This window comes from Micrococcus sp. KRD096, from assembly GCF_017168495.1.
Lineage (GTDB): Bacteria > Actinomycetota > Actinomycetes > Actinomycetales > Micrococcaceae > Micrococcus > Micrococcus luteus.
Genome location: NZ_JABFAY010000010.1, coordinates 21,630 through 31,926 on the forward strand (window position 1 = coordinate 21,630; position 10,297 = coordinate 31,926).

The 10,297-nt window shown below is 74.4% G+C and carries 6 protein-coding genes and 1 pseudogene; 3 read left to right on the top strand and 4 right to left on the bottom strand.

Annotated elements, in window-relative coordinates; genetic code table 11:
• Positions 1-91 precede the first annotated feature (91 nt).
• A complete protein-coding gene (locus J1M41_RS04310) occupies positions 92-1,162 on the bottom strand; it encodes a 3-methyladenine DNA glycosylase (protein ID WP_206451221.1) in 1,071 nt (356 codons plus the stop codon).
• 268 nt (positions 1,163-1,430) lie between these two features.
• On the opposite strand from J1M41_RS04310, the gene J1M41_RS04315 reads away from it, so the two are divergent.
• The gene (locus tag J1M41_RS04315; RefSeq protein ID WP_206451222.1) at positions 1,431-4,415 is read left to right on the top strand and encodes a S8 family serine peptidase; all 2,985 of its coding nucleotides are present in this window, start codon (positions 1,431-1,433) and stop codon (positions 4,413-4,415) included.
• Between the two features lie 123 nt (positions 4,416-4,538).
• On the opposite strand, the gene J1M41_RS04320 is transcribed toward J1M41_RS04315, so the two are convergent.
• Positions 4,539-5,825 (bottom strand): aspartate kinase, encoded by a 1,287-nt coding sequence (locus J1M41_RS04320; RefSeq protein ID WP_036384130.1) that lies wholly within the window; start codon positions 5,823-5,825, stop codon positions 4,539-4,541.
• A gap of 228 nt (positions 5,826-6,053) precedes the next feature.
• Between J1M41_RS04320 and J1M41_RS04325 the strand changes: the two genes are divergently transcribed.
• Positions 6,054-7,067 (top strand): ABC transporter ATP-binding protein, encoded by a 1,014-nt coding sequence (locus tag J1M41_RS04325; RefSeq protein WP_036384133.1) that lies wholly within the window; start codon positions 6,054-6,056, stop codon positions 7,065-7,067.
• Entirely contained in the window at positions 7,064-8,320 is a 1,257-nt protein-coding gene (locus J1M41_RS04330; protein ID WP_206451223.1) for an ABC transporter permease, read from the top strand. The genes J1M41_RS04325 and J1M41_RS04330 overlap by 4 nt, the downstream gene beginning before the upstream one ends.
• Before the next feature lie 43 nt (positions 8,321-8,363).
• On the opposite strand, the gene recR is transcribed toward J1M41_RS04330, so the two are convergent.
• Both recR and J1M41_RS12005 read right to left on the bottom strand, forming a co-directional pair.
• A complete protein-coding gene (gene recR / locus J1M41_RS04335; protein WP_098093712.1) occupies positions 8,364-8,963 on the bottom strand; it encodes a recombination mediator RecR in 600 nt (199 codons plus the stop codon).
• 115 nt (positions 8,964-9,078) lie between these two features.
• Positions 9,079-10,297, bottom strand: a pseudogene (locus tag J1M41_RS12005) (DNA polymerase III subunit gamma and tau); the annotation flags it as partial.

The following is a 10,297-nucleotide window of genomic DNA, read 5'->3' on the forward strand; positions in this document are numbered from 1 at the left end:
GGTCCTCGAGTCGTTCGGTGCGGAGAGGGCCGGGGCGGTCACCGGATGACGCGAGTGATGCGCCTCACAGCCTGTATAGCGGCCATCCTAGTCATGGACGTGCGCTGGAAGTCCACTCGGCGTCCGGCCCGGTCCCGGGGGCCGCCCCCGCGGCCGCGTCCAGCACCGCCAGCAGCCGCACCCGCAGCGACTGGCCCCGCGCGGCGAACTCGCGCTGTCGCCGCGCGTACTCGGCACGCCCGGCCGGCTCCTCGATCCGCACGGCCGCGTAGCCGCCGCGCCCGTCGGAGAGGTCGTCCACCCCGGTCAGGTCGTACGGCGAGGCCTCCATGTCCAGCCTGCGGATGTCCCACGCGAGGTCGAAGCAGTCCGCGAGCAGGTCCGAGTCGACCACCGGCACCAGCTTGTACGCCCACTTGTACAGGTCCATCCCCGCGTGCAGGCAGCCGGGCTGCTCCATCTCCCGCATCCCGGCGCGCGTGGGCAGGACGCCGTCGTCGCCCTCGTTGCGGTCGCGGGCCTCGGGCGCGAAGAACCGGAACGCGTCGAAGTGCGTGCACCGGATCCGCGAGCCCTCCACCACCGCGTCCGTCCCCCCGGCCCCGAGCCGCAGCGGCAGCTGGGAGTGCCGCACCCCGTGCACGTCCGAGCGGTACGCCATCGCCCACTCGTGCAGCCCGAAGCAGCCCAGGCGCGGTGCCCGCTCCGCCGTGCGCGCGAGCAGTTCCCGCGTGAACGCCACCCCCGACGCGCGGTCGGCCAGCACCGCCGCCACGTCCACCAGCCAGCCGCCCACCGCGCGGCCGTCGACGACGGCGCCCGCCACCTCGCCGGCTTCGACGCGCCGGTAGTGCTTCCACTCGCCCCGTGGGGTCGTGCCCAGCTCGGCCGCCTCGGCACGGGCCGCGGCGCCGTCGTCGTCCGCGAGGAGGACCCCCGGCCCGGGGTGCCAGCGCTGCAGCGCGGCGGGGGAGTGCGTGTAGTAGCCGAAGAGGAAGTCCTGCACCGGGTGCTTCTCGCCCCGCATCCGCAGGGCCACCAGCGGGTCCGTGCGTCGGGCGATGCGCTCGCGGTGTGCCCGCGCGTGGGCCCGCCACACGTCGGCGGGCAGGGTGACGACGGCGGTCGGCGGGGGCGCGGGGGCGGTGCGTGGCTCGGGCATGACCCCACCATCCTCCCCCGTGGCGCCCCTCATGAGCGAGCGGGCCCACGTGATGCCGACGCGGGGAGCGCACTCCGGCGGCCCCAATTCGACGGTCCTGGACGTTGCCTGGCAAAGATCTGGTCAAACGCCCTACCGGACGGTAGATTGCACATGTCTTGCTGTGGTGCCCATCACATGGGCGCCGATCTCCCCGTCCCCCGGCGTCATCCCCGCCGGCGTGCCACGGGTGAGAGCTGGGCGGACCTTGATGAGAAAGGCGGAGGCAATGCCTCAGAACCCCACCCCTGCCCGGCGCCGTCGGGCCCTGGCCGCGGCCGTCGCCGGCGCGAGCCTCGTGGCCGCTCCCGCGCTCGCGGTGTCGGCCACCGCCGTCGAACTGCCCGACGGCAGCACCGTCTCCAGCCCGCAGGGCGAGGTGCAGGTGCAGCAGCAGTTCGAGGACGGCCGCTACTTCGTGGTCCTGAAGGACCAGCCGTCGGTGACCGCCCCCGAGGCCGGCGCCGTTCCGGGCGCCGCCCCGAAGGCGAAGTTCGACCCCTCGCACCCGCGCGTGAAGAACTACGAGGCCAAGCTCCAGCGCCAGCAGGCGAAGGTCGCGAAGGCCCACGGCGCCAAGGCCGAGATCTCCTTCCAGCGCGCCGTGAACGCGTTCGTCGCCGAGCTGACCGCCGAGGAGGCCCAGGCGATCGCGAAGGACCCGGCCGTGCTCGGCGTCGCACCGGACGAGCAGGTGGCCCCGGACTACAGCTCCACCGAGTTCCTCGGCCTGCCCGGCAAGAAGGGCACCTGGAAGTCCGTGTACGGCAAGGCCGAGAACGCGGGCAAGGGCGTGGTGGTCGGCGTCATCGACTCCGGCATCCACCCGGACAACCCGTTCATCGACGGTCAGCCCGTCCAGCCGCTCAAGGGCAAGGCCAAGGTCGGCGTGCCGTACCGCACCGCGGACGGCCAGATCGCCGTGCTCAAGGCGGACGGCACCACCGCCACGGCCGAGTGCGAGACCGGCCCGGACTTCCCGGCGTCGTCGTGCGACTCCAAGCTGATCGGCGCCTACGCCTTCTCGGAGGACTTCGAGCGCTTCGTCCCGGTGGACGAGCGGGCCCCGGAGGAGCGCATCTCCCCGCTGGGCGTGTTCTCCCACGGCACCCACGTGGCCACCACCATCCTCGGCAACACCGGGGTGGAGCAGACCATCGACGGCGACTCCTTCGGCGAGGGCGCGGGCGTGGCCCCGGCCGCCCACCTGATCTCCTACAAGATCTGCTGGGAGGACACCGACCCGGACACCGGCGGCTGCTACACCTCCGCCTCCGTGGCCGCCGTCGAGCAGGCCATCGAGAACAACGTGGACGTGCTGAACTACTCGATCTCCGGCTCCAACACCTCGATCGTGGACCCGGTGGCCATGGCCTTCAAGTCCGCCGCCGAGGCCGGCATCTTCGTGGCCGCCTCCGGCGGCAACTCCGGCCCCGGCCCGAACACCGTGAACCACGGCTCCCCGTGGCTGACCACCGTGGCCGCGGAGACGTTCTCCAACGAGCTCACCGCCACCGTGCAGTTCTCCGACGGCACGCAGCTCCGGGGCGCCTCCTCGGCCCGCACCGGCGTGGGCCCGGCCGAGGTCATCCACGCGTCCGAGGTCGCCGCCGGCGACGCCGAGGCCGCGCGTCTCTGCCTGCCCGGCGGACTCACCGAGGAGGCCGCCGACAAGATCGTGCTCTGCGAGCGCGGCGGGAACGCCCGCACCGAGAAGTCGCAGGTGGTGGAGGAGGCCGGCGGCGTCGGCATGATCCTCGTGAACACCCCGTCCGGCTCGCTGGACGCGGACATCCACGCGGTGCCGACCGTGCACATGAACGACAACGGCGTGATCGAGAAGGTGAAGTCCTCCGACCTCACCGCCACGGTCGTCCCGGGCGACACCACCGGCCTGCCGGAGGACCCGCTGCCCCAGATCGCCGGCTTCTCCTCCCGCGGCCCGGCCAACGCCGTGAACCAGGAGCTCCTGAAGCCCGACCTCGCCGCCCCCGGTGTGAACGTGATCGCCGGCGTCTCCCCGCTGGACCCCGACTACCACGGCAACACGTTCGGCCTGATGTCCGGCACGTCCATGGCCTCGCCGAACCTGGCCGGCATGGCCACGCTGCTGATCGGCAAGTACCCGGCCTGGTCCCCGATGGCCGTGAAGTCCGCCCTCATGACCACCGCCGGCGACGTGTACAACGCCGACGGCACCGTGAACACGGACAACTTCGCCACGGGTGCCGGCTCCGCCGATCCGGCCGCCGCCGCCCGTCCGGGCCTGGTCTACGACTCCGGCAAGGAGCAGTGGGACGCGCTGCTGCGCGGCGACATCGCCGGCCGTGAGGTGAACGTCCCGTCCCTGGCGATCCCCGACGTCGTCGGCTCGGCCACCGTGACCCGCACCGTGACCGCCCTGGAGAACGGCCGCTGGCAGTTCTCCGCGAACGTGCCCGGCTTCGAGGTGACCGCCTCCCCGGCCGTGCTGGACCTGAAGGCCGGCCAGTCCGCCGACGTCGAGCTGACCGTCACCCGCACCGACGCCGCGGTGAACACCTGGACCCACGGCTCCATGTCCTGGACCACCGCCAAGGGCAAGGCCGTCCCGGAGGTGACCTCCCCGGTCACCGTCAAGGCGAAGTCCGCGACCGTCACCTCCGCCGTCGGGGGCTCCGGTGCCACCGGCTCCGCCGACGTGGAGATCACCCCCGGCGTGACCGGTGAGCTGACCCCGCAGGTCCTGGGCCTGGGCAAGGTGGACTCCACCGTGGCCGCCGCCACCGCGAGCAACTCGCTCGTGTCCAGTGCTCTGGCCGTGTCCACCGTGACCGTGGAGGAGGGCACCCAGTCCCTGGTGGCCTCGATCAACGCGGGCGCCGCCGGCGCCGACTGGGACCTGTACGTGATCACCCCCGAGGGCAAGCAGCTCTCCCGGGCGACTGCGGACGAGTCCGAGACGCTGACGATCGCCGACCCCGCCCCGGGCGCCTACACCGTGGTCGGCCACCTGTACGCGGCCAACGGCGGCAAGGACACCGGCACCCTCGAGACGCTCAAGCTGCGCGAGGACGCGGGCAACCTGACCGTCTCCCCGAACCCGGTCCCCGTGACCTCGGGCAAGGCCACCGAGGCGACCCTCTCCTGGTCCGGCCTGACCTCGGGCACCTGGAAGGGCCTCGTCACCTGGGACGCGGGCATCACGACCGACGTGACCGTCCAGGTCCCGTGACCGCCGACCCCCTCCGTCCTCGCTGACGGAACGGGAGGAACCGCCCGCACGACGACTCCGGCCCCGCACCTTCACGCTGAAGGTGCGGGGCCGGCGTCGTGGTGGGTGGGGGAGGATGCGGCGTCAGCGGCCGGTGCCGCCGTAGACCGTGGCCTCCTCCTCGGCGTCGAGGCCGAAGGCGGCGTGCACGGCGCGGACGGCGTCGTCGAGCTTGCTCTCGGCGGTGACCACGGAGATGCGGATCTCCGAGGTGGAGATGAGGTCCACGTTCACGCCGGCGTCGGCGAGGGCCTTGAAGAAGGTGGCGGAGACGCCCGGGTTGGAGCGCATGCCCGCGCCGATCAGCGAGAGCTTGCCGATCTCCGGGTCCGAGACGATGTCCTGGAAGCCGATCCGGTCCTGGGCGGCGCGCAGGGCGGCCATGGCGTCCTTGCCCTCCACGATCGGCAGGGTGAAGGAGATGTCCGTGCGGCCCGAGCCCTCGCGGGAGATGTTCTGCACGATCATGTCGATGTTCACGTTGGACACGGCGATCACGCGGAAGATCTCGGCGGCCTTGCCGGGCACGTCGGGGACGCCGACGATCGTGACCTTGCCCTCGGAGCGGTCGTGGGCGACGCCGGAGACGATGGGCTGTTCCATGGGAGCGCCTTCCTGAAGGGTGATGGTGTCGTTCGGGTCGGGCATGATCCAGGTGCCCTCATGGTCGGAGAAGGAGGAGCGCACGTGCAGCGGCACGCCGAAGCGGCGCGCGTACTCCACGGAGCGCAGGTGCAGCACCTTGGATCCGGAGGCCGCCATCTCGAGGGTCTCCTCGGAGGAGAGCTCGGTGAGCTTGCGGGCGGTCGGCACGACGCGCGGGTCCGCCGAGTAGACGCCGTCCACGTCCGTGTAGATCTCGCACACGTCCGCGCCGAGCGCGGCGGCGAGGGCGACGGCCGTGGTGTCCGAGCCGCCGCGGCCCATGGTGGTGATGTCCTTGGACTCGGGGCTCATGCCCTGGAACCCGGCCACGATGGCCACGCGGCCGGCGTCGAGGGCCTCCTGCACGCGGTGGGGGTTGACCTTGACGATCCGGGCCCGGCCGTACGAGGTGTCCGTCAGCATGCCGGCCTGGGAGCCGGTGTAGGAGCGGGCCTCGACGCCCTCGGCGTGGATGGCCATCGCCAGCAGGGACATGGAGATGCGCTCGCCGGCCGAGAGCAGGATGTCCATCTCGCGTGCGGGCGCGTCCTGCGTGAGCTCGGCGGCGAGGTCGAGCAGCTCGTCCGTGGTGTCGCCCATGGCCGAGACCACGACGCACACGCGGTTCCCGGCCCGGACCGTGTCCGCGACGCGGCGGGCCACGCGCTGGATGCCGGCGGCGTCGGCCACGGAGGAGCCGCCGAACTTCTGGACGATGAGACTCATGGGTCGCTCCGGACGGGATCGAGGGTCGGTTCGGGCCAAGTCTAGGGGCGCGCACCCGCGCGGGTCCGCCAGGTGAACCCCTGTTCCGGATGCTGGACCCGGCGCCCGCGGCCGGTCAGGACGACGGCGCCCGCGGCCCCGCCTGCGACCCCGGTCGGGCTCGGATCGGCGCCGGGATCATCCCCCGGGTGGATCCGCGTCCGGGCACGGTCCGGCAAGGATGGGGCCATGACCGCTCCAGCACCCCCGCCCGCCTCACCCGTCCTGGGGGCGGCCGCCCACGACGGGATCGTGGCCCACGGCCTCGCCCGCTCGTTCGGCGCCGTCCATGCGGTGCGGGACGTCTCCCTCACCGTGCCCGCCGGCTCCGTGACGGCCCTCGTCGGCCCGAACGGCTCGGGCAAGACCACGCTCCTGCTCATCTTGGCCACCCTGCTGCGCCCGGACGCCGGCGCCGTGTCCGTGGCCGGGGTGGACGCGGTGCGCGAGCCCGTCGAGGCCCGGCGGCGGCTCGGCTGGATGCCCGACACCCTGGGCGTGTGGGAGGAGCTGACCTGCCACGACATCCTCGCCAGCCTGGGCCGGCTCTACGGCATGGGGAAGGCGGAGGCGTCGGCGCGCGCGGACGAGCAGCTCGCGTGGGTCGAGCTCACGGAGTTCGCCCACCGGCCCGCCCGCGTGCTCTCCCGCGGCCAGCAGCAGCGCCTGTCCCTGGCTCGGGCCACCGTGCACCGGCCCTCCGTCCTGCTCCTGGACGAACCCGCCAACGGCCTCGACCCGGCCGCCCGCATCCGGCTGCGGGACGACCTGCGCGCCATGGCCGCAACCGGCACCGCCGTGCTCGTCTCCTCCCACGTGCTCGCCGAGCTCGAGGAGATGTCCGATCGCGCCGTGTTCCTCCATGAGGGCGCCACGGTGGCCACCCAGGAGTTCCGCGCCGCCGACGACCTCGCCCGCCCCTACCGGATCGCAGGGCCCGACCCGTCGGCCCGGGACACCCTTATCCGCGCCCTTGAGACCCGCGGCCTCGCCGTCACCGCAGCCACCGGCGCCGGCGCGGGCCAGCGCCGGGACGGCGTCGTGGTGCAGCTGCGGGGCGAGGCCGCCGCGGCCGCGCTGCTCGCAGACCTCGTGCGCGAGGGTGTGCTCGTCAGCCACTTCGCCCCGGAGGGCTCCCGCCTCGAGAACGCCTACCTGGGCCTCCACCTGGAGGGCCCCCGCACCGAAGGAGACCGGCCGTGAGCACCGCCGTCGCGACCTCGATCCACGACCGCCGCCCGCCGGAGCCGCAGCCGGGGGGACGCCTCGGCGCGGCCCAGGCCGTGGCCACCGTGGTGGGCATGGAACTGCGTCAGCGGCTGCGCTCGCGCGGCTGGTACGTGCTGTTGGGCGTCTTCTTCGCGGTGGTGGGGGCGGTGACCCTCGGCGCCCTCGGGCTGCGAAGCCTGGGCATGGCGGAGATGGAGGCGTCCGGCCTGGAGCCGGAGCTGGCGGAGCAGCAGATGCGCGCCCTGGGGCGGACGCTCTTCGACGGCGTCCTGCTCTTCGTCCTCACCCTCTCGCTGCTGGTCTCGCCCGCCCTGGCGGCCAACGCGATCTCGGGCGACCGTGCCGGCGGCACCCTGGCCATCACCCAGGTCACCCTGCTGCGGACCGGGCACCTGATGACGGGCAAGTGGCTGGCCGCGTGGATCGCCTCCGCCGCGTTCCTCGCGGCCGCGCTGCCGTGGCTGGCGGTCGCGGCCGTGGTGGGGCGCGTGTCCCCGTGGGCCGTGCTGGTGGGGCTCGTGATGATCCTCGTGGAGTTCGGCATGATCGCGGGGATCGGCGTGGCCGTCTCGGCCATCGCCGGGCGCACGCTGTTCGCCGTCGTGGTGACGTACCTGATCGTGGCGGCGCTGACGATCGGCACCCTGGTGGCCTTCGGGCTGTCCCTGCAGTTCCTGCAGACCGAGGTGCGGGCCAACGACGCCGAGTTCGGCTCCATGACGGCGGAGCCGTTCACCGAGGCGGAGCTCGAGAAGATGACCCCGGAGGAGGCGGAGCAGGCCTGGGCCGAGTGGGAGGCGGCGCACCCGGAGCTGTTCGACGGGATCGCCGACCGGTGCGTCGGCCCGGTGACCACCCGGACGATCCCCGACCCGCGGCGCAGCGGATGGCTGCTCGCGGCGAACCCCTACGCCGTCCTCGCGGATGCGTCCCCCTGGGAGGGCGGGCTCGTCGAGGACGGGACCCGGGCGGAGCCCGGGCCGCTCAACCTGCTGTCCGTGGGGCTGCGCTGGACCCAGCGTGACCCCGTCCGGGACGTCGAGTGCCTCGACGGCGAGCTGCGCGGTCTCGACCAGAGCGGCGTGCCGGACCGGCAGGGCACCTGGCCGGTGTGGCCGCTCGGCCTGGCGATGCAGGGTGTGCTGGTGGCCGGGCTGGGCTGGTGGGGCCACCGTCGCCTGGACACCCCGGCCGGGCGGCTGCCCGCCGGCACGCGCGTGGCCTGAGCCGGGCCGGCGTCGGGCGGGGCCTGCTCGACACCGGCCGGTGTCAGCCGCTGATCAGGCGACGTCCCTCGAAGGCACGGCCGAGGGTGACCTCGTCCGCGTACTCGAGGTCCCCGCCGACGGGCAGACCGGAGGCCAGGCGCGTGACGCGGATGCCCGTGGCGCTGAGGAGGCGGCCGAGGTAGGTGGCCGTGGCCTCGCCCTCGAGGTTGGGATCCGTGGCGAGGATGACCTCCTGCACGGCCTCGTCCTGCAGCCGGGTGAGCAGCTCGCGGACGTGCAGCTGCTCGGGGCCGATGCCGGCGATCGGATTGATGGCGCCGCCGAGCACGTGGTAGCGGCCCTGGAAGGCGCGGGTGCGCTCCATGGCCATGACGTCCTGCGACTCCTCGACCACGCAGATCTGGGAGCGGTCCCGGCGCTCATCCCGGCAGAGCGAGCACACCTCGTCCTCGGACACGTTGAAGCAGACCGAGCACAGCCGCACCCTGTCCTTGACCGTGCGGATGGCGTCCGCCAGCCGCAGCATGTCCTCCCGGTCCGCCTCCAGCATGTGGAAGGCGATGCGCTGGGCAGACTTCGGCCCGATGCCCGGCAGGCGGCCGAGCTCGTCGATCAGGTCCTGCACCGCGCCCTGGTACATCCGTCTCCCTCGTCCGATGGTGCGTCTCGTGGGGCGTGCGCCCCGACGCGGCGCCGTGGTCCGGCGCCGCGTCCATCATGCCCGCGGCCCCGGACCGCGTACGGGCGCGTTCGCCTCAGGCGTCGTTGGGGCGTTCCTCGAGCAGACGGCCGCCGAGCACCCGTTCGACGACGGCCCGGCCCACGAGGCCCGAGTCCTCGAGCGGGACGTCGTCGTCGCTGGCGACCTCGTCCTCCCACCCCACACCGGACGTCGCCGGGGCGGCGGGGCCGGTGTCGGCGGGCCGGGTCGGGCCGCGGCCCTGGGCGGCCTCGCGGGCGGCGTGGATGGCCGCGGCCCGCGCGTCCAACGACGGCGGCGCCGAGGCTCCCCCGGCGGGCTCGACGTCGGCGGGGCGCGCCCCGAGCGAGGCCGCGCTCGGCCGGCCCCCGGCGGGGGAGCCCGGCGAGGCGTCCGGGCCGGGGCCGCCGGGAGCGCCGGGGCCGCCGCCCGTCCCGCTGCCGCCGCTCGAGCCCGCGTTCACCGGAGGCTCGAGGGGCCCACCGGCCCGCAGCCGCTCCATGAGCCGCGGGTACATGCTCGCCGGATGGCCCGAACCCGGGAAGTCCGAACCGGTCGGGCCGGCAGCCGCGCGCGGCGCGGCGTCTGCGTCGTCGGCGGGCACGCCCGGGTCAGGGGTCGCGTCGGCCGTGGGCGAGCCCCTGGGGCGCCGCTCCTCGTCCGAGGACGGGCCGGCGCCCGAGGCGGCCGGGTGGAGATCGCGTCGCTCCGTGGCCGCTGCGTCGTCGTCCGGGGCGGGCGACGGCGTGGCAGGCCGGGCGGAGTCACCGTCCGCGGCCGCGCCCGCGCCGTCGTCGAAGCCGGCGGGACGGGTCGCGCCGAAGCGCTTCGCGAACTCGGCGCGCAGCTCCGCCTCCGGACGGGCGAACACGGGGATCGAGTGCTCCTCCTCGCGGACCAGCGGCCCCGGGTCGTAGGCCCGACGGACCTCCTCGGCGCTCGGCTCGCTCTCGCCGGGGGTCGGGGCGTCGGGCTGGACCGGGGAGTCCTGGCCGGCGTCCGGCGCGGCGCCGCCGGGGGCCGGTGCGGCCTGCGGCGGCGCGCCCCAGTCCTCGACCGACGGCACGGGGCCGTCCCAGCCGGCGGCGCCGACGGGCCGCTCCTCGGCGTCCCGGGCCGGCGGGGTCCAGCCCTCGGGGCCGTCCGAGTCGTCCTGCTCCGCGTCCGGGTCGAACGCGGGCAGCGAGTCCCACGGGTCCTCCTCGGGCGGGGGAGCGTCGTCCCAGGCGGGCGGCTCCTCGTCCGGGCCGCCCCAGCCGTCCGCCGGCGGGGCG